Source organism: Bacillus sp. WC2507 (genome assembly GCF_052656125.1).
In genome coordinates this window covers 3356658-3379690 of record NZ_JBQXPN010000001.1, presented here as the reverse complement: position 1 = coordinate 3379690, position 23033 = coordinate 3356658, and the positions used below count along the sequence as shown (strand labels likewise).

At 34.9% G+C, this 23033-nt stretch carries 17 protein-coding genes, 1 riboswitch and 2 other annotated features; of the genes, 13 read left to right on the top strand and 4 right to left on the bottom strand.

Translation table 11 applies throughout. From position 1 onward, the window contains the following. Positions 1–20: 20 nt before the first annotated feature. The 5 genes from ACUN28_RS17925 to ACUN28_RS17905 are packed head-to-tail and all read left to right on the top strand — an operon-like array spanning position 21 to position 10199. A complete protein-coding gene (locus tag ACUN28_RS17925) occupies positions 21–7175 on the top strand; it encodes an amino acid adenylation domain-containing protein (protein WP_016087961.1) in 7155 nt (2384 codons plus the stop codon). Continuing rightward, entirely contained in the window at positions 7172–7396 is a 225-nt protein-coding gene (locus tag ACUN28_RS17920) for an MbtH family protein (RefSeq protein ID WP_016087960.1), read from the top strand. The genes ACUN28_RS17925 and ACUN28_RS17920 overlap by 4 nt, the downstream gene beginning before the upstream one ends. Continuing rightward, positions 7396–8838, top strand: coding sequence for an MDR family MFS transporter (locus ACUN28_RS17915; protein WP_016087959.1), 1443 nt, complete (start codon positions 7396–7398; stop codon positions 8836–8838). The genes ACUN28_RS17920 and ACUN28_RS17915 overlap by 1 nt, the downstream gene beginning before the upstream one ends. A gap of 33 nt (positions 8839–8871) precedes the next feature. After that, on the top strand, positions 8872–9621 hold the full coding sequence (gene sfp, locus ACUN28_RS17910) for a 4'-phosphopantetheinyl transferase Sfp (RefSeq protein WP_016087958.1): 750 nt from the start codon (positions 8872–8874) through the stop codon (positions 9619–9621). Between the two features lie 35 nt (positions 9622–9656). Then, on the top strand, positions 9657–10199 hold the full coding sequence (locus ACUN28_RS17905; RefSeq protein ID WP_016087957.1) for a hypothetical protein: 543 nt from the start codon (positions 9657–9659) through the stop codon (positions 10197–10199). Between the two features lie 37 nt (positions 10200–10236). On the opposite strand, the gene ACUN28_RS17900 is transcribed toward ACUN28_RS17905, so the two are convergent. Continuing rightward, entirely contained in the window at positions 10237–10509 is a 273-nt protein-coding gene (locus ACUN28_RS17900) for an HU family DNA-binding protein (protein ID WP_001043907.1), read from the bottom strand. A gap of 205 nt (positions 10510–10714) precedes the next feature. Between ACUN28_RS17900 and ACUN28_RS17895 the strand changes: the two genes are divergently transcribed. Together ACUN28_RS17895 and ACUN28_RS17890 are read left to right on the top strand one after the other, a co-directional pair. Then, complete coding sequence (locus tag ACUN28_RS17895) at positions 10715–11482, top strand: DUF3891 family protein (RefSeq protein ID WP_016087956.1); 768 nt, start codon at positions 10715–10717, stop codon at positions 11480–11482. A 14-nt stretch (positions 11483–11496) separates the two neighbouring features. Beyond that, positions 11497–12027, top strand: coding sequence for a DinB family protein (locus tag ACUN28_RS17890; RefSeq protein WP_016087955.1), 531 nt, complete (start codon positions 11497–11499; stop codon positions 12025–12027). A 50-nt stretch (positions 12028–12077) separates the two neighbouring features. Here ACUN28_RS17890 and ACUN28_RS17885 read toward each other — a convergent pair whose 3' ends face one another. Together ACUN28_RS17885 and ACUN28_RS17880 are read right to left on the bottom strand one after the other, a co-directional pair. Next, positions 12078–13445 (bottom strand): alanine/glycine:cation symporter family protein, encoded by a 1368-nt coding sequence (locus tag ACUN28_RS17885; protein ID WP_016087954.1) that lies wholly within the window; start codon positions 13443–13445, stop codon positions 12078–12080. Between the two features lie 108 nt (positions 13446–13553). Further along, positions 13554–13675: riboswitch (glycine riboswitch) on the bottom strand. A gap of 218 nt (positions 13676–13893) precedes the next feature. Then, positions 13894–14469 (bottom strand): hypothetical protein, encoded by a 576-nt coding sequence (locus ACUN28_RS17880; RefSeq protein ID WP_016087953.1) that lies wholly within the window; start codon positions 14467–14469, stop codon positions 13894–13896. 132 nt (positions 14470–14601) lie between these two features. Between ACUN28_RS17880 and ACUN28_RS17875 the strand changes: the two genes are divergently transcribed. The 4 genes from ACUN28_RS17875 to thrS all read left to right on the top strand — a co-directional run bounded on the left by ACUN28_RS17875 (position 14602) and on the right by thrS (position 19246). Beyond that, positions 14602–14964, top strand: coding sequence for a hypothetical protein (locus ACUN28_RS17875; RefSeq protein ID WP_016134441.1), 363 nt, complete (start codon positions 14602–14604; stop codon positions 14962–14964). Between the two features lie 203 nt (positions 14965–15167). Then, positions 15168–15788, top strand: coding sequence for a YdbC family protein (locus tag ACUN28_RS17870; RefSeq protein ID WP_016087951.1), 621 nt, complete (start codon positions 15168–15170; stop codon positions 15786–15788). 183 nt (positions 15789–15971) lie between these two features. After that, the gene (locus ACUN28_RS17865; protein ID WP_016087950.1) at positions 15972–16679 is read left to right on the top strand and encodes a pseudouridine synthase; all 708 of its coding nucleotides are present in this window, start codon (positions 15972–15974) and stop codon (positions 16677–16679) included. Between the two features lie 123 nt (positions 16680–16802). Then, positions 16803–17024 (top strand) — a binding site (T-box leader). A gap of 35 nt (positions 17025–17059) precedes the next feature. Further along, positions 17060–17282 (top strand) — a binding site (T-box leader). Positions 17283–17326: 44 nt separating this feature from the next. Continuing rightward, positions 17327–19246, top strand: a complete 1920-nt coding sequence (gene thrS, locus ACUN28_RS17860) for a threonine--tRNA ligase (protein WP_016087949.1) — start codon at positions 17327–17329, stop codon at positions 19244–19246. Between the two features lie 125 nt (positions 19247–19371). Here thrS and ACUN28_RS17855 read toward each other — a convergent pair whose 3' ends face one another. Continuing rightward, entirely contained in the window at positions 19372–19854 is a 483-nt protein-coding gene (locus tag ACUN28_RS17855) for a DUF2975 domain-containing protein (RefSeq protein ID WP_016087948.1), read from the bottom strand. Positions 19855–20244: 390 nt separating this feature from the next. Between ACUN28_RS17855 and ACUN28_RS17850 the strand changes: the two genes are divergently transcribed. Together ACUN28_RS17850 and ACUN28_RS17845 are read left to right on the top strand one after the other, a co-directional pair. After that, positions 20245–21012 carry an ABC transporter ATP-binding protein gene (locus ACUN28_RS17850; RefSeq protein ID WP_000106430.1) on the top strand — a complete coding sequence of 256 codons (768 nt, stop codon included), beginning with the start codon at positions 20245–20247 and terminating at the stop codon, positions 21010–21012. Between the two features lie 11 nt (positions 21013–21023). Then, positions 21024–22907 (top strand): FtsX-like permease family protein, encoded by a 1884-nt coding sequence (locus ACUN28_RS17845; RefSeq protein WP_016087947.1) that lies wholly within the window; start codon positions 21024–21026, stop codon positions 22905–22907. Positions 22908–23033: the final 126 nt, after the last annotated feature.

The window sequence follows — 23033 nt, the reverse complement described above, 5'->3', positions numbered from 1 at the left end:
TAATAAAGGGGTAGTAAAGAATGCCTAATAGTCAAAAGGTTCGCCATTCGTTATCATCTGCGCAAACTGGTATGTGGTTTGCACAGCAATTAGATCCGCTGAATCCGATTTATAATACTGGGGAATATGTTGAAATAAGCGGAAATATTAATCAAGAAATTTTCGAATTAGCAGTACGAAATGTTGTAACAGAAGCAGAAGCACTACACGTTCGTTTTGAAGAGGATGAAATTGGCCCATGGCAAGTTATTGAGGAATCGTCAAAGTTTCATATGCATTTTATTGACGTTCGTAAAGAAGAAAATCCTGAAGAAGCTGCTAAGGTATGGATGAAAAATGATTTATCTATACCAATCGATTTGAAAAAAGATACATTATTTACTGAAGCACTTATTCAAATTGAAAATAATCGTTTCTTTTGGTATCAGCGCATCCATCACATTGTGATGGATGGCTATGGATTTTCACTTCTTAGCCAAAAGGTAGCCAATGAGTATACATCACTTATAGAAGAGACAAAAAGGAATGAAAAGCCATTTGGTTCTCTTGCGAAAATTGTACAAGAAGATATGGAGTATCGTGAGTCTAAACAATTTCAGGAAGATTGTACTTTTTGGTTAGAGAAGTTTGCAGATGAACCGGAAGTTGTAAGTTTAGCAGAACGAGCGCCGAGAACATCAAATGGATTTTTACGAGAAACGGCTTATTTATCAAATTCTAGTACGAAAAATTTACTAGAAGATATCAATATTTCGTTAACAAGTTGGCCGGAATTTATTATAGCTGTAACAAGTATTTATATGCATAAGTTAACAGGTGCAAATGATATTGTTTTAGGTTTACCGATGATGGGGCGTCTAGGTTCTGTATCTATTCATACACCGAGTATGGTAATGAATTTAGTACCACTTCGTCTCACTATAACTCCAAATATAACTTTTGCGGAATTATTACAGCAAGTTTCTAAAGAAATCCAAGACGTACGTCGTCATCATAAATACCGTCATGAGGAATTAAGAAGAGACTTAAAGTTATTAGGTGAAAACCAAAGATTATTTGGACCATTAGTGAATGTTATGCCTTTTGATTATGGGCTTAACTTTGCTGGAAATCGTGGTATTACACATAATTTATCAGCAGGACCTGTCGATGATTTATCAATAAATGTATATAAACGTTTTGATCAAAATGAGCTAATGATTCATTTTGATGCGAATCTAGAAGTATATAATGGCGCGGAACTAGCGTTGCATAAAGAGAGATTTATGAATTTATTAGAATTAATGATAAATGTTTATCAAAAAGACGCGTCGATTGGAAGCATAAACATTACTCTTCCTGAAGAAAATCATAAAGTTTTATTGGAATGGAATGAAACGAAGGCAGCTGATAAATTCATCTCTCTACCTATATTATTTGAAAAACAAGTACAAAAGACTCCAAATAAAATAGCGGTTACTTGTAACGGTGAAGATCTTACGTATAAAGAGCTAAATGAACGAGCGAATGAACTGGCGCACTATTTAGTAGAAGAAGGAATAGGGCCAAATCAGTTTGTAGCTTTAGTATTTCCAAGGTCAATAGAAATGGTAGTCAGTATGCTAGCAGTCTTAAAGGCAGGTGCAGCGTATTTACCAATAGATCCAGAATATCCAGCAGAGCGAATAAATTATATAGTAAATGATGCAAAACCAGTTTGTATCATCACACATTCATCTGTTTCATCAACCTTAGTTATAGAAAATGATATGAAAAAAATCGAATTAGATAGTGAAGAAACAGAACTAGCGTTAAAAGCATATTCTCATATGAATCTACCATTTAGAAATGATGAATCACTTTTAAAGCCTGCGTATACAATTTATACTTCAGGATCAACCGGAAATCCAAAAGGTGTAATTGTTCCTATGAAAGCTTTAAGTAACTTTTTATTGGCCATGAAAGATATGTTTTCATTACATGAAAATGATCATTTATTAGCAGTTACAACGTTTGCGTTTGATATTTCTGCTCTAGAAATTTATTTACCTCTTATTAGTGGTTCAAGTTTAACAATTGCACAAAAAGAGGTAATTCAAGAACCTTCTGCGTTAACGGCATTGTTACAAGAAGAAAGAGTGACAATCATGCAAGCTACACCGACGCTTTGGCAGGCGTTAGTAACTGAATATCCAGAGCGGCTACAAGGGCTAAATGTGCTCGTTGGTGGTGAAGCTCTTCCGGCCCATTTAGCAAATACATTAAAAGAATTAGGTTGCGCTATTACAAACTTATATGGACCAACCGAGACGACTATTTGGTCTACTTTCATGAACATTGATGAAAGTGGTATACCTCCTATTGGAAAACCGATTTGGAATACAGACGTGTATGTATTAGATGCAGGCTTACAACCAGTTCCACCTGGAGTGATTGGTGAACTATATATTGCGGGGGAGGGGCTCGCGAACGGATATTTAGGAAAACCAGAGTTAACGGCTGAACGGTTTGTTGCAAATCCATATGGAGAACCAGGGAAGCGTATGTACCGCACAGGTGATCTGGTGAAATGGCGTAACGATGGTGTGCTAGAATACGTGAGCCGCGCAGATCATCAAATTAAAATTCGCGGTTTCCGAATTGAATTAGCTGAAATTGAAATGGTATTACAACGACATGAAAATGTTAAGCAAGCAGTAGTGATGGTACGAGAAGATCGCCCAAATGATAAACGAATCATTGCGTATATCGTTGCCGAAGGAAAGGAACAAATTGATCTTGCAGAAATTCGTTCTTATGTTTCAGAAAGTTTAGCGAATTATATGGTGCCATCAGCATTTGTTGTGCTAGAAGAATTACAATTAACGCCAAATGGTAAGGTTGATAGAAAGAAATTGCCTGTTCCTGATTTTAATGAAATGAACAAGGATAGAGTTGCTAGAAATCCGAAAGAAGAAATATTATGTGATTTATTTGCAGAAGTACTTGGTGTTTCTCGCATTAGCATCGATGATAATTTCTTTGAAATGGGTGGTCATTCGCTTCTTGCATCTCGTTTAATGGCAAGAATTCGTGAAACGTTAAGTGTGGAATTAGGGATTGGAAAACTATTCGAATTGCCAACTGTTGCTGAACTAGCGAAACAATTGGATCAAGCAAAAAGTGTAAGACCAGCTATTAAGAAAGTAAGTAGACCAAATGAGATTCCACTTTCATTTGCACAGCGTAGGTTATGGTTCTTAAATTGCTTAGAAGGTCCGAGCCCTACTTATAATATTCCGCTAGTTATTCGTATGAATGGAATTTTGAACGAGAAAGCATTGCAAGGTGCCTTTTATGATGTAGTTGAGAAACATGAAACACTTAGAACAATTTTCCCTAACGTATTAGGTAGTTCCTATCAGAAAATTTTAGATATGGAAAATTTAAATTTAGAAATGATTATAACAAAAACAAGTAAAGCGCAATTAGAAACTGTACTTGTAGAGGCGGTAAGATATAGCTTTAACCTCGATGTTGAACCAGCAATTCGTTTGCAACTTTTTACACTGAGTGAAAACGAACATGTAATACTAATTCTATTACACCATATTGTAGGGGATGGCTGGTCGTTACAACCGTTAACGAGAGATTTTGCAGCGGCGTATAAAGCACGATGTCAAGGTAACAGAGTTCAGCTGGAGACACTTCCAGTTCAATACGCAGATTATGCCCTTTGGCAACAACAATTGCTTGGTGATGAAACTACACAAGAGAGTCTCATTTCAACACAATTAGATTTTTGGAAGAAAGAGCTAGAAGGTTTACCAGATCAGCTGGAGTTACCTACAGATTACCAGCGTCCAATTGAAACGAGTTACCGCGGAGAAACAATTCATTTTCATATAGATGCAGGTATGCATAGTAGGTTAGTAGAGCTTGCACGGAAAAACGGAGTTAGTTTGTTTATGGTGTTGCAAGCAGGACTTAGTGCGCTATTTACAAGATTAGGTGCCGGTACTGATATACCAATCGGGAGTCCGATTGCTGGAAGAAACGATGATGCACTATCAAATATAGTTGGCTTATTTGTAAATACATTAGTGTTACGTACAAATACATCAGGAGATCCAAGTTTTAAAGAATTACTAAATAGAGTGAAGCAGTTAAATCTGGCAGCTTACGAAAATCAAGATGTTCCATTTGAACGACTCGTTGAAGTGTTAAATCCAGTACGTACCCGAAATAGTCATCCGCTGTTTCAAGTTATGTTAGCTTTCCAAAATACGCCTGAAGCGATATTTGATGTTCCAGACTTAGAAGCGAATCTTGAAATTCAAAGCGTTGGCTCTGCGAAATTTGATTTAACATTTGAAATTAGCGAGAGTAACGGAGTTGATGGTACTCCAGACGGCTTACACGGATTGTTAGAGTTTAGTACTGATTTATATAAACGGGAAACGGTGCAAAAATTAATAGAACGATACATTCTGTTATTAGATGATGCAGCGGAAAATCCTGATCAATTAATTGGTAGATTAGAAATATTAACTTTAGCAGAGAGAAATACAGTGTTAGAGAAGTGGAATGGTGGTTTTCAAATTGCACCAGAAATGACATTATCACAATTATTTGAAAAGCAGGCTCATATAAATTCAAATGCTATTGCTGTCGTCTTTGAAGATGAAAAGTTAACATATGAAGAGTTGAATAAAAAAGCGAATAAAATAGCTCGATTGCTAATAGCAAAAGGAATCGGTCCTGATCAACTCGTTGCTTTAGCGATGCCGAGATCTTTAAATATGGTTGTAAGCTTACTAGCTGTTCTAAAAGCTGGTGCGGGATACCTTCCGTTAGATCCAGATTACCCGTCAGAGCGTATTTCATTTATGCTCCACGATGCGAAACCATCATGTGTTTTAACAAATTCAGATGTGGAAATTGAATGTAATGAGGAACTGAAAATTTTAGTTGATGATGTGAAAGTAATAAAAGAAATAGAGAAATATAGTGAAGATAATATTGATGAAATGGAGCGCATGAGGCAATTATCGCCTTCACACATTGCGTATGTTATTTATACGTCAGGCTCAACAGGTAGACCGAAAGGCGTTATGATACCTCATCAAAACGTAGTAAGACTTTTAGGTGCAACTGATCATTGGTTCCAATTTGACGCAGACGATGTTTGGACGATGTTCCATTCATACGCATTTGATTTCTCGGTTTGGGAAATTTGGGGGCCTTTATTATATGGAGGTCGTCTGGTCGTAGTACCACATACTGTAAGTCGCTCGCCGAAAGAATTTTTACAACTTCTTGTTACAGAAAAGGTAACTGTTTTAAACCAAACTCCATCAGCGTTCTATCAATTGATGCAAGCAGATCGTGAAAATGAAGAGATTGGCCAAAAATTATCTTTACGATATGTTGTTTTTGGAGGAGAAGCACTTGAGCTAAGTCGATTAGAAGATTGGTATAGTCGACATCCTCATAACGCACCGAAGCTTATTAATATGTACGGTATTACTGAGACGACAGTACATGTTAGTTATATTGAGTTAGACGAGAATATAGTTTCTTTACGGGCAAATAGTTTAATTGGGTGCAGTATACCTGACCTTAAAGTGTATGTGTTAGACAACTATTTACAACCGGTGCCACCTGGAGTAGTTGGAGAAATGTATGTTGCAGGTGCAGGGCTTGCTCGTGGATATTTAGGAAGAGCAGGTTTAACTGCTGAACGATTTATCGCAGATCCATTTGGCAAGCCAGGTACAAGAATGTATCGTACAGGAGACTTAGCTCGCTGGCGTAAAGATGGGACGCTAGATTATATAGGACGTGCAGATCACCAAATAAAAATTCGTGGATTCCGAATTGAATTAGGGGAAATAGAAGCGGTAATAATGAAACACCCTAAAGTTGAACAAGTAGCTGTTATTGTACGGGAAGATCAACCAGGGGATAAACGGTTAGTTTCTTATATCGTCGCATCAAATAATGAAATGATTGATACGAATGAAATGCGTAGGTATGCTGGGGGGAGTTTACCAGATTACATGGTTCCATATGCTTTTGTAGTAGTAAATGAGTTACCTTTAACTCCAAACGGTAAATTAGATAGAAAGGCATTGCCAGCTCCAAAATTTATCGCATCATCATCTAGTCGTGGACCAAGAACACCGCAAGAAGAAATGTTATGTGACTTGTTTACAGAAGTTTTAAGTGTGCCGCAAATTGGAATTGATGATGGATTCTTTGATTTAGGTGGCCATTCACTTCTTGCAGTGCAGCTTATGAGCCGCATGAAAGAAGCACTTGGGGTGGAACTAAATATCGGAACTTTATTTGCAGCACCCACTGTTGCAGGTCTTGCTGAAAGACTTGAAGTGGGAAATGGACAAAGTGCACTTGATGTGTTGCTTCCATTACGAGCAAGCGGAGACCAATTACCACTATTTTGTGTACACCCAGCAGGTGGATTAAGTTGGTGCTATGCAGGACTTATGAAATCTTTAGGAACAGATTATCCAATCTACGGTATACAAGCACGTGGTATCGCTAAAAATGAAGAACTTCCAAAAAGTTTAGAGGAGATGGCGGCGGATTATTTAAAACACGTTCGTGAAGTACAGCCTCACGGACCATATCGTTTACTCGGTTGGTCGCTTGGAGGAAATGTTGTGCATGCAATGGCAGCGCAACTACAAAATGAAGGGGAAGAAGTAGAATTACTCGTTATGCTAGATTCTTATCCAGGGCACTTTTTACCGAATACGGAAGCACCTACTGAAGAAGAAGCGTTAATTGCATTACTTGCTTTAGGTGGATACGATCCAGATAACATGGATGGTAAACCACTTACGATGGAAAGTGCAGTAGAAATACTTCGTAAAGATGGAAGTGCATTAGCAAGTCTTGAAGAAGAGACTATTTTGAACTTAAAAGAAACATATGTAAATTCGGTAGGGTTGTTAGGGAAATATGTGCCGAAAGTTTATAACGGAGATATTTTATTCTTTAGATCTACTGTTATACCAGACTGGTTTGATCCTATCTCCCCAAATACATGGCTAAATTATTTAGACGGGGAAATTGTGCAACACGATATTGATTGTAGACATAAAGATTTATGTCAACCAGGACCACTTACAGAAATTGGACAAGTATTAGCGAAATATTTGCAGAATAAGAAAGGGGTAAGAACAGTATGACAAATCCGTTTGAAAATGATAATTGCACATATAAAGTATTAAAAAATGAGGAGGGCCAGTATTCTCTCTGGCCTGTCTTTCTTGATGTACCTATTGGTTGGAAAGTCGTACATGGAGAAGCTAGCAGGCACGATTGTTTACAATATGTTGAGAATAACTGGAAAGATTTGAATCCAAAAAGTAATCAAGCTGGCGAAAAAATATTAGTAGGAAAACGATAATGAAGGCAAAGATAAATCCAAAAGTTGTTGTAAGTATCGTATATATAACAGCGATGTTTATGGCTGCGATGGATGCAACAATTGTGAATGTAGCACTACAAACGATAAGTAAAGAATTACAAGTGCCTCCATCTGCAATGGGGACGGTTAATGTTGGCTATTTAGTTAGCTTAGCTGTTTTCCTTCCGATTTCTGGTTGGTTAGGAGATCGCTTCGGTACGAAAAGAGTATTTCTAACCGCTCTTTTCGTATTTACAACTGCGTCTGCATTATGTGGAATAGCGAACGATATTACTTCATTGAATATTTTTCGTATCATTCAAGGTGCTGGCGGGGGACTTTTAACACCAGTTGGGATGGCGATGTTATTCCGAACATTTTCACCAGAGGAAAGGCCGAAAATTTCACGGTTTATTGTGTTGCCAATTGCTGTCGCACCGGCAGTAGGACCGATTATTGGAGGTTTCTTTGTAGATCAAATGTCTTGGCGCTGGGCATTTTATATTAATTTACCGTTTGGAATTGTAGCGTTACTATTCGGTCTTCTATTTTTAAAAGAACATATTGAAAAATCGGCTGGTCGCTTTGATTCTCTCGGTTTTGTTCTTTCAGCACCAGGATTTGCGATGCTGATCTATGCACTTAGCCAAGGTCCATCAAAAGGCTGGATTTCTCCAGAGATTATAAGTACTGGGATAGCTGGGATTGTATTCATTACATTGTTCATCATTGTAGAACTTAAAGTAAAGCAACCGATGTTAGATTTACGCTTATTAAAAGAACCAGTCTTTAGAAAAATGAGTCTTATTTCATTGTTTTCATCAGCTGGTTTACTAGGAATGTTATTTGTTTTTCCACTTATGTATCAAAATGTAATAGGAGTATCTGCACTGGAATCAGGTCTTACGACATTCCCGGAGGCAATTGGATTAATGATATCGTCACAGATTGTGCCATGGTCATATAAGAAATTAGGAGCTCGCAAGGTAATTTCTATAGGGTTAATTTGTACGGCGATTATCTTTGTTTTATTAAGTTTTGTAAATCACGATACGAACCCTTGGCAAATACGGGCATTATTGTTTGGCATCGGTATTTTCTTAGGTCAGTCGGTCGGTGCAGTTCAATTTTCTGCATTTAACAATATTGCACCACCTTCTATGGGGAGAGCAACTACTATATTTAATGTGCAAAATCGATTAGGCTCAGCGATAGGAGTTGCTGTTTTAGCTAGCATATTATCAGGGTTTGGAAGTAATGAAATACAGAATCATGCACAGTCAGATTTCTTACCATATCAAGCGGCATTTATTGGATCAGCAATGTTTTTACTCGTAGCATTATTATTTTCTTTACGTATTTCTGATAAAGAGGTAATGTCAAAAAAGAAAGAAAAAATGTTATCCGTATCAAAAAAACAGAAAGCAATTGTCAATGAATAACAACTGATATTCGTTGAATAAAGGAGAATATACATGATTGAAAGGAAAGTTGTAGATTCTATACCAACTTTGAATGAGAATGATTGTCAAATATGGTGGGGAAGAATTTCGGATTTACAATCATGGCATTACAATTTACTAAATGATGTTGAACGAGAGAAAGCAAATTCATACCACCACTCGGCAGATCGTGCCCGTTTTATAATAGGATGCGTAATTAGTAGATTAGTTCTTGGAAAGATACTTTCTATGTCGCCAGTTCAAGTACCGATTAATCGAATGTGCCCAGTATGTAAGTTGCAACATGGCAGACCACAACTACCAGAAGGAATGCCGCAGTTATCTGTTTCACATTCTGGGGATTGGGTAGTTGTTGCATTTACAAAGTCAGCACTTGTTGGTGTTGATGTGGAACAAATGAATCCAAATGTAGATGTTCTGAAAATGGCAGAGGGCGTATTAACAGAGATTGAAATAGCACAAGTAATGAAATTATCTAATGAAAAGCGAATAGAAGGTTTTTTAACATATTGGACTCGAAAAGAAGCAGTACTAAAAGCGACAGGTGAAGGATTAATGATTCCGCCAGTGCATATTACTGTATCAGCTCCAAATGATCCTCCAAATTTGTTGGTTTTTAAGGATAGACAGGAATTAGTAGAAAATACAATGATGGAAGATATAAGGCCAAGTGTAGATTATATGGCTTCAATTGCAATATTTAGTAAAGAAGTAACTGAAATCACACAGTTAGACGCAGTAGCGCTTTTAAATTATAAATAAGTTTAATAAAATATCTTATAGAAGAGGTGTTCCTCATGTTAGTGGCGGAAAATAGAACAAATGAATTCACTTATAATGTACAAGCAATTAAAAATATTTTATTTTCTGGAGATACATCATCTATTCATGCTTTAGAAAAGCTTTTAAATGATACAGTTCAGTTTGATGTTCTCGAACAAGAGGTACTTGATAGACAGTACATCCCGAGAGAAGCAAAGAATTTCTTTGATAAAAACGGAACATTTCTTTACCGTGTATCGCATGTTAGTTATAAAGGAAAAGTGTTATCTGAAAATCTAATTTTTGCGGACACTTCGTTTTTACCCAATACAATTAAGAGTGAATTAGAGAATGGAAACATTCCAGTTGAAACACTTATAGAAAAGATGGAAGTAAGAAGAAACGTATTATACGAAGGGTATCAGCCTTCTGGAAATATTATTGAATTATTTGATGGATGCTCTGTTTCGGCGAATGTGTATCCAACAAGAAAATATCAAATTGTAAGTAACTGCAAATGTATATTTTATATTTGTGAAGTGTATCATGCAGAGAATATAAAGGAATTACTAAATTAAAACAAGAAACCAGCCTATAAAATGGCTGGTTTCTTGTTTATTTCACAGCTTCTTTTAACTCTTTACCTGCTTTAAATGCAGGAACTTTACCAGCAGCGATTTGAATTTCTTCGCCAGTTTGTGGATTACGTCCTGTACGAGCAGATCTTTCGCGCACTTCAAAAGTTCCAAATCCGATTAATTGAACTTTATCGCCAGATTGTAATGCAGTAGCAATTGTGTCAAAAACGGATTGTACAGCCGCAGAAGCATCTTTTTGAGAAATATCAGCTGATTGTGCGACATTTTTAATTAATTCTGTTTTGTTCATGTTTTCACCTCATAAAAAATTTTTTTGGAATGAATGATTTAGTATAATGGATAGTAAAGATAAAACTATTTATATTGTTAGAAAGAATGCTATATAGTTATGTTAATTTCGTTGCAGGAAACTGAATCCCTGCTAATAATTAGGGATTAATTAAGAATTGATGCATAGAAAACGCTGTAATATGAGGATGAGGGGGAGTATACGGATGATTTTTCGTGAAAAGGATGAGAAAGAAAGTATATTAATTCGTCAACATGATCATGGTTTTTTAGCTGGAGAGATTGCGAAGCATATAAAAGAAGATTTTTTTGAAGATAACACATACTTAAAAGAGACAATTGATGCAATATATGAGCATGATAGAGGCTGGATAGAACTTGATAAAGTACCAATTTTGAATGATGCTAAAAATGTCCCATATACATTTATGGATTGTCCAAGTTCATTACGCTTTGTCTTTTATACGATTGGTTTGAATGAAATTGAAGATTCAAATCCATACGGAGCATTACTTTGTAGTAAGCATTTTTTATCATTTCCATTAAATGAGGAAGATGAAGAGATGATGTCATTTTATACAGGGGAATTGGAAAGGCAAAAAAGAATATTGACAACGCTAACAAAAGAACAATTTACGATGTTCGATAAACATTATAGATTATTAAAGTTTTGCGATGAACTTTCTTTATATGTCTGTATGAATAAACCAGGTGTAGAAAAGAAAGATGAAATTGATTTGTTTAAAGATGGTTTTGAGGGAACAGAAATGTTTAATAGTAAGGAAGAGAAACCTATTCAAGCTGAATGGGTGGACGAGGAAACAATTCGGATTACACCGTTTCCATTTAGAAAAGAATTCTTTACTTATGTAAAGTATAAAACTATAAATAAACGTGAAATTGAAGAAAAAGGAATTGCAAAAGCTGATAGAGAATCGGAAATGAAGAAACAAGCCATACGTTTCATACAATAAGGAGGCGATTTCGATTGAAAGAGTACATGTTAAAACAGGTGGATTATCATGCTTGGGCTAATATACGTTTATTCAATCGACTAAAAGAATTACCAAACTATGAGACTATTTTTAATGAACAGATACAGAGTGTATTTCCATCAATTAAGGATACTTTTGCGCATATTTATATTACAGATCAAGTGTGGCTACACATATTACATGGTAAAAGTATGAATGAAGCAATACAAGACCGAGAAAATTTACGAAAACAAATCGAAACTAAATCGTTACATGAATTAGAAAAAATGTTTGAAAACATGGCAAATCAATATAGAGACTTTTTAATTACAATACAAGACGTGAATGCTGTATTTGTTATCAAGAATCCATATGCAGGGACACTAGATACTTCAATTTTAGAATTAGTGCAACACGTCGTAAATCATGGTACATATCATAGAGGAAATATAACAGCAATGATTCGTCAACTTGGTCATTCGTCGACTATGATGGATTTTGTACTGTATTTACATATGGTTCAGAAGGGAAAGGAATTGAAATAGAGAAAAAAAGGAATGGCTTATTTTAAATGAGCCATTCCTTTTTAAAGTGATTAACTTGCCTGTTTTTTATGACTTTCTTTCAATTTCTCTGCTTGTAAAAAGCGATTCGTTTCAGCAACAACAATACCGCTTAATCCAATTAGACCAATTAAGTTTGGAATCGCCATAAGTCCATTTGCAATATCAGCGAATGTCCATACGATGCCTAATTTTAAATTCGCACCAATAGCAATCATGACGATAAAGATTGCTTTATAATATTTAACAGCACTTTCTCCAAATAAATAAGCCACGCATTTCTCTCCGTAATACGACCACCCTAAAATAGTAGAGTAGGCGAATAATATAATCGCGATACCGAGAATCATACTACCTGCAGTACCGAATACAGATTGGAACGCAAGTGTGGTAGCTTCAACGCCAGTTTTACCAGATTTCCATGCACCTGTAGTAATTAATACTAGTCCTGTAATGGTACATACAATAAACGTATCTAGAAAAGTACCAGTCATTGAAACTAAAGCTTGCTTTGCAGGTGAATCTGTTTTTGCAGCCGCCGCGGCAATTGGTGCACTCCCTAAACCAGCTTCGTTCGCAAATACACCGCGCGCCATTCCAATTTGAATAGCTGATGCAACTGTTGCACCGATAAAACCACCAGCAGCTGCAGTACCATTAAATGCACCAGAAAAAATAAGTGAAAATGCTTCTGGAATTTGATCGTAGTGATAGAAAATAATAATAAGACCAGCAATGATATAAAAGAAAGCTTTAATAGGAACGATATATCCTGTCACTTTCCCGATTTTTTTAACACCGCCTAAAATAACAATGGCGATTAAAAACGACATTACTATACCAGTTAAAGCAGGGGGGAAAGAGAAATTAATTCGCATTGCCTCTGCAACTGAGTTAGATTGCACCATATTACCGATACCGAAAGAAGCAGTTGTACCAAATATAGCGAACAAAACAGCAAGCCATTTCTTACCTAAACCACGTTCTAAATAGTACATTGGTCCACCTGAATATTCACCATTTTCATTGCTAACACGGTATTTCACTGCAAGAATTGCTTCGGCATACTTTGTTGCCATCCCGAACAACGCAGTAATCCACATCCAAAAGATCGCACCGGGTCCACCGATTGTCACAGCAGTTGCAACACCAGCTATATTTCCCATACCAATCGTTGCCGCCATAGCTGTCATAAGTGCTTGGAAGTGGCTAATATCTCCAGAGGAAGATGTATCTTCTGATTTTTTAAAAGCTAGTTTGTGAGCGTATAATAGTTTACTAAACTGTAAACCTTTTAAACGCACTGTGAGAATGATACCAGTACCAACGAGTAACAACAACGTTGGTAATCCCCACACATAGTGATTGATTTGTTCTAATACTTTACTTACTGTCTCCATCTGTATTCTCCTTTATTTAGAAAAAATAAAAACCACTTCAAGTAAATGAAATGGTCTCTGGAGAAACAAGGGATAGAAAAATAAACCGATACAAATCGGCATTTTCTTTCGCTTGTCTCTGTCCTTTTTACCTGAGAGATTATCCGCTAAAATAGCGGATTTGCTCCTTCGGCGCTCGTTTTCCTCCGCGCTATATGAAAGCGAGAGGGAGTCTCTCCAGAGATTCGTCCCCATGCAGTTCTACTTGTAACCAAGACCTGAGAGTTTCAAAGTTGATTCAGCAACTTTTTGCCCCGTCGGTAGATCAATAGATCTTCTCCTGAATGGTTCATCCGAATTATAAAATTAATAACTTATACGCATTGATTGCGTATAGAATCAATAAAAACATTATAGATATACATTTAGTGAAATGCAATCATTTTTTATTTTAAAATAGTAAAGAATTCTATTTTTTCGAAAGTCCTAATTTATCTTCAACTTCATTTAAAGTAGATAAAGCGAGAACAATGTGTTGATCTGCAAGTCCTAAAACATGTTTAGTATTTTCAATTGTTTCATTGGATGGAGTTGAGTTATTTGCGCTGTCTATAATTAAATCTGCTGCGTTTTTCATAAATGTAGAAGCAGTCTTAAATTCTGTTGTGAAATAAACTAGTTGTTCTTGTATTTGTACTTCCGATATATTTTCATTAATTTTCAAAGTATCTATTTCATTTATAATTTTTTCATATTGCTTGGAAACAGCAGTCATTGTAACTAATAGTTTATCTCTGTCTACTGAATCTCCGTTCGTGTTAATCTCTTCCCAGGCAGGCAACCAATTTTTTTCGATGATTTCATTATAATTTGTAGTTAATTCATCAATTTTTGGTTGTAATTTAGATTTAAAAGTTTTTGTATCAATTGTTTCTGCGGTAGTTTTTTCGTTATTATTTTTATCTTTAGTTGTGTAGAAAATCGTACTGGTAATAATAAAAATAGAAATAACTATTGTCCATTTATTAAAAAATAATTTTTTCAATGGGTAATACCTCCAAAAATAAACATCTTTTAATTATAATATACAACAATAATATTATTGTTGGTAGAGAATATAGTATGTAATTAATTTTAATTATATTTTTTATATACATAAATAACTAAGATTAGTAAAATGATGAAAGTAATATGTGAGAAAAGAGGGTTTTTAGTAAAAATGAATAGAAGAAAGCTAGTTTTAAATATTTCAATGACTATGTTATTAGTTGGCTTATTTGTACTCATATATCTGGACAAAGAATCTAAAATTGAAGATTTTCCAGTACCAATGTCAGCAATCCATATTAACGATAATAAGGAAGAGGATTATAAATATATAAGTGTAATGCCTATTAAAAAGGTAAGTGGATGGGAAGACTTAGGGGAAAACGGGCATACTGTTACTTTTAAAAAAGGGGAGCGTAAGGTAACTGTATTACATTATCCGGGAGAAATTACGTATTATTTATTTGAGCAAAAGATGAATAAGGGAGATTAGCTAAAGTTGTAATTTGGTAAGGATTACAACTTTTTTGTATTCTGAATTATTTGAAATAAAATCAGATAAATGGTTTGATGGATTTAGGGATAAATATGATTAATTCTATATGTGTATAAAGAGTATTTAGGTGATTATAAAAATATTATGTAAACAAAAGGATGTAAGAGTAAGATAAATTATATCATAAGGGGGAATTAGAAATGCTACTAAAAACAATCTACTGTAAGGTGGAAGAAGAGAAAAAGGAATTGTTTTCAAGTGCGCAAGAAAAATGGCGTGATATACAGCACCTAGATGGTTTTCATGGACAATTCGGTGGATGGAATGAAAATGAGGCGTGTGTATTTACTTTATGGAATGATAGGGGTGCGTATCAATCATTTATGAATGGTGCTCACGATACCATTTATGTAAATAGTAATCAAGAGGATACGTTTCTTTCATGTGAAATTGAACTATTTCAAACGTTGTATGATATTACTGATACGCCTTTGAAAGACGTTGTTACAGAAGGATCATTCGTTAGAGTTGCTATATGTGATGTAAAGGTGGAAAAAGAAAAGTATTTTTTACATAAACAAGAAACAATTTGGAATAAAGGAATGGAAAATGCAAAAGGGATGTTAGGTGGCGTTATTGGGAAGTCTTTAAAAACTGAAAATCGTTATATCGTGTTAACTTATTGGAAAGATGAAATGGCGCATCAAAATTATGTAGATGAGATTTTCCCTAAGTTGTATAAACTAGCGAATATTCATGAAGATTTAGCAGATATAAGAGGTAAACAAGCTGTATGTAAGGAAGAGTGGCTTGTATATTAAGTGTACAAAACGTGCATAAATGAATGTATAATAAAGATATTTTCTTATAAACGAGTAATTAATAGAAGACGTTATATACCCTTTCATGTTAATATATTTAAGTTATAATAGAAGGCTTACCCTTTTGTATTGTACGGTAGAAGCAGTGTGAGCTTGAATTTTTTTGAAAAGGATGTGCCTAATTTGCGTATCAATAAATTTATTAGTGAAGCTGGAAAAGCGTCTCGACGTGGAGCAGATAAATTAATTAATGAGAGAAGAGTAATTATTAATGGTAAGGTTGCAAAAATTGGTGACCAAGTAAATCCAGGTGATGATGTACGCGTAAATGGAGAGCAACTTCGTATTGCTCGAGATCACGTATATATCGCTTTAAATAAACCAGTAGGTATTACATGTACAAGTGAAAAAGCTGTAAAAGGTAACATTATCGATTTAGTGAATCATCCTTTACGAATTAGTCACATTGGGCGTCTTGATAAAGACTCAGACGGTTTAATTTTGTTAACGAATGATGGTGATATCGTTAATGAAATTTTACGTGCTGAAAACAAACATGAGAAAGAATATATCGTTTCTGTAGATAAGCCAATTACACCTGATTTTCTAGAGAAAATGGCAGCTGGTGTGAAAATTTTAGGAACGAAAACGCTTCCTTGTGAGATCACACAGTTATCAAAATATGAGTTCAAAATTATTTTAACACAAGGGCTAAATCGCCAAATTCGTCGTATGTGTGAAGCTTTAGGTTATCAAGTATACACGTTAAAACGTACTAGAATTATGAATATTGAGTTGAATAATTTACCAGTCGGACAGTGGAGAGATTTATCGAAAAAAGAGAAACGACGTCTATTTTCAGACTTAAATTACGAACCACAAGATTGGTAAAATTGTGAAGGGGAAACCAAAAATCTATTTTTGGTTTCTTTTTTTAAAATAAAAAAACTTTTTTAAACACTTGCAATAATAAAATGAATAAGATATAGTAAATAACAATTAATGGATGTACTTTTAAAAGCAAAGAAAAGGACACGAGTTATTTTACCCGGTTATACAGAGAAGGAAGGAAAGCTGAGAACTTCCTAACGCAGAAAAATAACTTACCACCTTAGAGCTGCACTAGGGAAATGAAGTATCTAGTGCCGTGTAAGCGACGTTATCGCAAAAGAAGCCATTGCATTTTGTGATGGGAATCTGGGTGGAACCACGGATATAAGCATATTCGTCCCTATTTTAGGGATGAATATGCTTTTTTGCATTCAATTTCATAATAAGCGAAGAAAAGGACACGAGTTATTTTACCCGGTTATACAGAGAAGGAAGGAAAGCTGAGAACTTCCTAACGCAGAAAAATAACTTACCACCTTAGAGCTGCACTAGGGAAATGAAGTATCTAGTGCCGTGTAAACGACGTTACCGTAAAAGAAGCCATTGTATGTTTACGATGGGAATCTGGGTGGAACCACGGGTATAAGCACACTCGTCCCTATTTTAGGGATGAGTGTGCTTTTTATTATGAAATGGAGAGATGAAAAATGAAAGAACAGATGATTGAAATGAAATTTCCGGATGGAAGCGTTAAAGAATTTACAAAAGGAATTACTTTAGAAGAAATTGCAGGTTCGATTAGCAATAGTTTGAAAAAGAAAGCAGTCGCAGGAAAGGTAAATGATCAGTTATATGATTTACGCCGAAAAATTGAAGAAAATGCGAAAGTGGAAATCATTACTATAGATTCAAATGAAGGTGTAGAAATTGCAAGACACTCTGCGGCACATATTTTAGCGCAAGCTGTAAAGAGAATGTATGGTAATGTAAACCTCGGTGTAGGGCCTGTTATTGAAAATGGATTTTATTATGATATGGATCTTCCGAGTAGTGTAAACGTAGAAGATTTACCGAAAATCGAAAAAGAAATGAAAAAGATTATAAATGAAAATGTAAAAATAGAACGAGTTGAGGTTTCAAGAGAAGAAGCAAAAAAATTGTTTCAAGAAATGAACGATCACTTGAAATTAGAACTTTTAGAAGCGATTCCTAATGAGGAAAGTGTAACACTTTATAAACAAAGTGAATTTGTAGATTTATGTAGAGGACCACATTTACCGTCAACAGGCTATTTGAAAGCATTCCAATTAACTCACGTTTCAGGTGCATATTGGCGAGGGGATAGTAACAATCAAGTGCTTCAGCGTATATATGGTGTTGCATTCTCTTCTCAAAAAGAATTAGAGGAGTATTTACATTTTGTTGAGGAAGCAGCAAAAAGAAATCATCGTAAGCTAGGTAGTGAATTAGAGTTATTTATGTTTTCTGAAGAGGCACCAGGAATGCCGTTTTACTTGCCGAAAGGACAGATTATCCGCAATGAATTAGAAGCATTTTTAAGAGAAATTCAAAAAGAGTACAATTATCAAGAAGTGCGTACTCCATTTATGATGAATCAAGAATTATGGGAAAAGTCAGGGCACTGGGGGCATTACAAAGACAATATGTATTTCTCTGAAGTAGACAAAAAGAGTTTTGCATTAAAACCGATGAACTGCCCAGGACATATGCTTATGTTTAAAAATAAATTGCATTCTTATCGCGAATTACCGATTCGCATGTGTGAATTCGGTCAAGTACATCGACATGAATTTAGTGGGGCTTTAAATGGATTATTAAGAGTTCGTACTTTCTGCCAAGATGATGCTCATTTATTTGTAACACCAGAACAAATTGAAGATGAAATTAAATCCGTAATGGCGCAAATTGATTACGTTTATAAAACTTTTGGATTCGAATATGAAGTAGAGCTTTCTACTCGTCCAGAAGATTCAATGGGTGATGATCAGTTATGGGAGCAAGCAGAGGCGGCACTAGAAAATGTATTACATTCATTGAATTATAAATATAGACTAAATGAAGGTGATGGTGCATTTTACGGACCGAAAATCGACTTCCATATAAAAGACGCTTTAAATAGAAGTCACCAGTGCGGAACAATCCAGCTAGATTTCCAAATGCCAGAGAAGTTTGATTTAAATTATATAGATGAGAAGAATGAAAAGAGAAGACCAGTTGTCATTCACCGAGCAGTATTAGGATCTTTAGACCGCTTCTTAGCTATATTAATTGAACACTTTGGAGGCGCGTTCCCAGCCTGGGTGGCACCAGTTCAAGTGAAAGTCATTCCAGTTTCGAATGCAGTTCATGTACAATACGTAGATGATGTTGCAGATAAGTTAGCACAAGCTGGCGTTCGTGTGGAACGAGATGTTCGAGATGAAAAGTTAGGATATAAAATAAGAGAAGCGCAAATGCAAAAAGTTCCTTATGTTCTTGTTATTGGGGATAAGGAAATGGAGAACGAATCTGTAAATGTACGTAAATACGGTGAAGACAAGTCAGAAGTGATTGGACTAGATGAGTTTGTGCAAAATATGAAAGAGGAAATAAAAAATAAGAAATAGAGATGAATAATAAAACACACCTTTAACATGTATTACTGAATTTAAAGTAATGAAAGAACCATAATAAATGATGAAAGGATAGCTTAATCGCTATCCTTTCATCATTTATTCCCATATATTTCACTTCAGACTGTTAAAGCATTTTCTAATTTTATACGAATGGCTTCTTGTAAGAGTTTTTGGAGAACTGCAGCAAAAACAGCAATCACGATAGAGGAGAAAATAATGATCAATCCAATTGGTATAAAACTTGGAGGGTCAATTTTTTTTGCCATGAGATAGTAAAGTGGCATACCTAGCAAGTATAAGGTACCGATCGTGAGGGCACAGTATTTTATATTTTTTAAAGCCTTTACTGATAATTCCGAGAAAGCTTTGTTCTTATCGATATAGCTTAAAAGTTTAAAAGCTTGATACAGAGCAAAGTAAAAAGGTATTGTTGCTACATACATATCGATTAAAACGAGAGATTTCATAAAAGCAATATCTGGATATAATTCTCCAGCAAAATTCCCGATTTTAGGCACTAAAAATATGCACAATGCAAGAACTACTATACCTATAAAAACAATAGCTAACTTTAAAAAGAGTGTTGTAACTAGTTTCATAAAAAGCACCTCATTTATTTAATGACAACATGATTTTATCATACAATTTATCGTTTTAAAATAAAATTATATTGTTTTTTATTTTATTATTATTGTTATTTATATATCCTATTCATTTTGATAAAAATAAAAATTTTTTCTCATTATATAGAAAGTCCCCTTATGAATTGGTCTGTAATATTATTTACCTTACAAAAATGTAAGGTAAATGTAAGCGAAATCGAAGGAACGAGTTGTAGAAAAATGAGAATATGAAGTAGGAAAAAGGTTCATGGTCCCCGTGTAACTCTTTTTGTTTGAAAAATTTAAAAACTCTTAAGGATTTACATGAGAAAAAAATAAGAAATATGTGAGAAATTAACTTTATACAAAAGGGATGGAGTGAAAGAGATGTCAACAAATGTAGTTACTGTAGAAAGTGTAGAAAAAACGTATGGGAAAAGAAATGAGAATCAGTCAAAAGCATTAAGGGGTGTGTCATTAAGTATTAAAGAAGGGGAATTCGTCGGGATTATGGGGCCTTCTGGATCTGGAAAAACGACTTTATTGAATGTGATTAGTACATTGGATCAAGCAACAGGTGGCAGTGTGACAATAGCTGGTACAAATATTACTTCTATGAAGGGGAATGCTTTATCTGATTTTCGATCTCAAAAATTAGGATTCATTTTTCAAGATTTTAACTTACTTGAAAACTTATCAATTTATGAAAATATTGCTTTACCACTTTCTCTGCAAGGCGTACCTTCAAGTGAGATTACGGGAAAGGTAAATGAGGTCGCGAAGAAATTAGGGATTACTGAAATTTTAACAAAATATCCAACTGCTGTTTCTGGTGGGCAAAAACAAAGAACAGCGGCAGCACGAGCTTTAGTACATAATCCAGCAATCGTATTAGCAGATGAACCGACAGGAGCGCTTGATAGTAAAAATGCAAAAAGCTTATTAGAAGCGATGCAAGATTTACATGAAAATCACAATGTAAGTATTTTGATGGTTACACATGATGCATTTAGTGCGAGTTACTGTGAGCGTATTTTATTCATTCAAGATGGTCTTCTATATAAAGAATTAAAGCGTCAAGGAACGCGAGAAAGTTTCTATCAAGACATTTTAGGTGTGCTCGCTCATATGGGCTCAGCTGCTGAGTCTAAGTAGGGGGCGAGACTATGTTATTTAAATTATCACGTCATAGTATGAAAAAGATGTTAAAAGATTATATGGTTTTACTTATTGGTCTCGTTATTAGTATTAGTATCTTCTACATGTTCCAAACGATGGCAATGAATAGTGAATTTACAAAGGATAATAGTCTTATTAGTAGTATTAGACTCGTATTCTGGGTAGGTGCCATACTATTATCTTTCATTACTGTATTTTATATTATATATGCTAATTCTTTCTTACTCACATTAAGAAGAAAAGAACTCGGTATGTACATGATGCTCGGAGCGAAAAAGAAAAAAGTAGCACAGTTATTATTTATTGAAACATTCGGTATGGGTATTGTCAGTATTATTATCGGGATTTTAGTAGGGATGTTACTAGCAAGTGTAGCAGGAAACTTTTTAATGAATGGAATGGAGATTTCAGCGAAAGGTAGTTACTCATCTGTATATACACCAGCAATCTTAGTTACAGCTATTTTCTTTTTAATACTATTTTTTATTACCGGATTAATGAATAGTGTTCGGTTATTACGTAAAACAGAACTAGAGTTAATTCGTGAAGATGAAACACTAGATGAAGTGAAGAAAAGTAAAACTCGTATTATTATAATGACTGTACTTGGTGTATTACTAGTAAGTACAGGATACTATTTTATGGTAAATATAAAAATGTTTGCTGAAATCGGTTTTATAATAGCGACAATCGTTACAACACTTGGAACATATTTTATCTTTAGTTCGTTGCTCCCATTTTTTGTGATGAAAATTAAAGGGAATAAAAAACGAAATGAAACGGGCTTAAATAGTTTTACATATGCACAGTTACGCTTTCGAGTAAATAGTTTATCGAGAGTATTAGGTACTGTAGCAATGTTAATTGCATTAGGAGCAGGTGCCATGACTGCAGGGATGGCGTTCCAAAAAAATGTAGGTATTATGACAGACTTCTCACGAGTATATGATGTCGTAATTCATGATCCAAATGAACAAGACAAAGCGGCCTTAAAAGAAATGGAAATTGTTGAAGAAAGCAAGTACAAGTATAAAGTAGACGGAGAAGCGGTGTATTACTTACGTAATGACTTAACTGCGAAACCACCACTTGTTTCCGATCACTTTGATACAAAAACTTTAAAAGAGCCTGTTCGTAAACGTGTGGCTGAACCTTTAACTGAACCTGTCTATTCTGCTTTGGAAGCTCCCGAAGCAGCGAATAAGCTTCCTCGCATGCCAAAAGATTGGGAAGATGCAGTTGTAAGAGAAATACAAATTACACATAATCAATTTAACGGAAAACCTGTAAGAATTGCAGACGAAGAGCATTATAAAGGAATTCAAGGAACAGAGCATAGTGTAACATTAGCAAAAGTAGACGATATGAAAAAATATAAACCATTGTTGCTCGATATAGATAAGAGACAAAAAGAATTAATTGAAAAAACAACAGGTACAAAAGTAGACTTATTTACGAAAATGACAATTTATCAGTTTATGAACAGTTTCATGAGTGGAACAATGTTTATGGGATTCTTCCTCGGAATTGCCTTTTTAGCAATGATGGCAAGTTCGCTTATGTTCAAAATATTAACGGGTGCTTCTCGTGATGTACGCCGTTATGAAATGTTACGAAAAATCGGTGTGAGACGTAGTATGTTAACCAAAAGTATATATAAAGAAATTTCATATTTATTTATCTTCCCAGCGATTATTGGAATTTCCCACGTGTTAGTAGGGCTAAACTTATTCAGCTTTATATTAGTTGACCCGTTTGTAAAAGTGTGGGTGCCGATTGGGATCTTCTTAGTCATTTATTTCATCTATTACTGGATAACAGTCCAACTTTATAAAGGTATGGTAATGCCGAAAGAAGAAGTAGCGAAATAGTTTAAGAGAAGAGTCCTTGTTTAGAAAACAAGGACTCTTTTTATTTGTAATACATTGTGACCAAACCTTCCTATTATTAATGTATTGAAAATTAAGGGAATATTAAGGGGTTATGTAGTGGAAAGT

Bases quoted from the DNA above. Each gene is read 5' to 3' on its own strand.
- ACUN28_RS17925 (WP_016087961.1), top strand. From the start codon at position 21: ATGCCTAATAGTCAAAAGGTTCGCCATTCGTTATCATCTGCGCAAACT.
- ACUN28_RS17845 (WP_016087947.1), top strand. From the start codon at position 21,024: ATGTTATTTAAATTATCACGTCATAGTATGAAAAAGATGTTAAAAGAT.
- ACUN28_RS17915 (WP_016087959.1), top strand. From the start codon at position 7,396: ATGAAGGCAAAGATAAATCCAAAAGTTGTTGTAAGTATCGTATATATA.
- ACUN28_RS17905 (WP_016087957.1), top strand. From the start codon at position 9,657: ATGTTAGTGGCGGAAAATAGAACAAATGAATTCACTTATAATGTACAA.
- sfp (WP_016087958.1), top strand. From the start codon at position 8,872: ATGATTGAAAGGAAAGTTGTAGATTCTATACCAACTTTGAATGAGAAT.
- thrS (WP_016087949.1), top strand. From the start codon at position 17,327: ATGAAAGAACAGATGATTGAAATGAAATTTCCGGATGGAAGCGTTAAA.
- ACUN28_RS17895 (WP_016087956.1), top strand. From the start codon at position 10,715: ATGATTTTTCGTGAAAAGGATGAGAAAGAAAGTATATTAATTCGTCAA.
- ACUN28_RS17875 (WP_016134441.1), top strand. From the start codon at position 14,602: ATGATGAAAGTAATATGTGAGAAAAGAGGGTTTTTAGTAAAAATGAAT.
- ACUN28_RS17870 (WP_016087951.1), top strand. From the start codon at position 15,168: ATGCTACTAAAAACAATCTACTGTAAGGTGGAAGAAGAGAAAAAGGAA.
- ACUN28_RS17885 (WP_016087954.1), bottom strand. From the start codon at position 13,445: ATGGAGACAGTAAGTAAAGTATTAGAACAAATCAATCACTATGTGTGG.
- ACUN28_RS17855 (WP_016087948.1), bottom strand. From the start codon at position 19,854: ATGAAACTAGTTACAACACTCTTTTTAAAGTTAGCTATTGTTTTTATA.
- ACUN28_RS17850 (WP_000106430.1), top strand. From the start codon at position 20,245: ATGTCAACAAATGTAGTTACTGTAGAAAGTGTAGAAAAAACGTATGGG.
- ACUN28_RS17900 (WP_001043907.1), bottom strand. From the start codon at position 10,509: ATGAACAAAACAGAATTAATTAAAAATGTCGCACAATCAGCTGATATT.
- ACUN28_RS17920 (WP_016087960.1), top strand. From the start codon at position 7,172: ATGACAAATCCGTTTGAAAATGATAATTGCACATATAAAGTATTAAAA.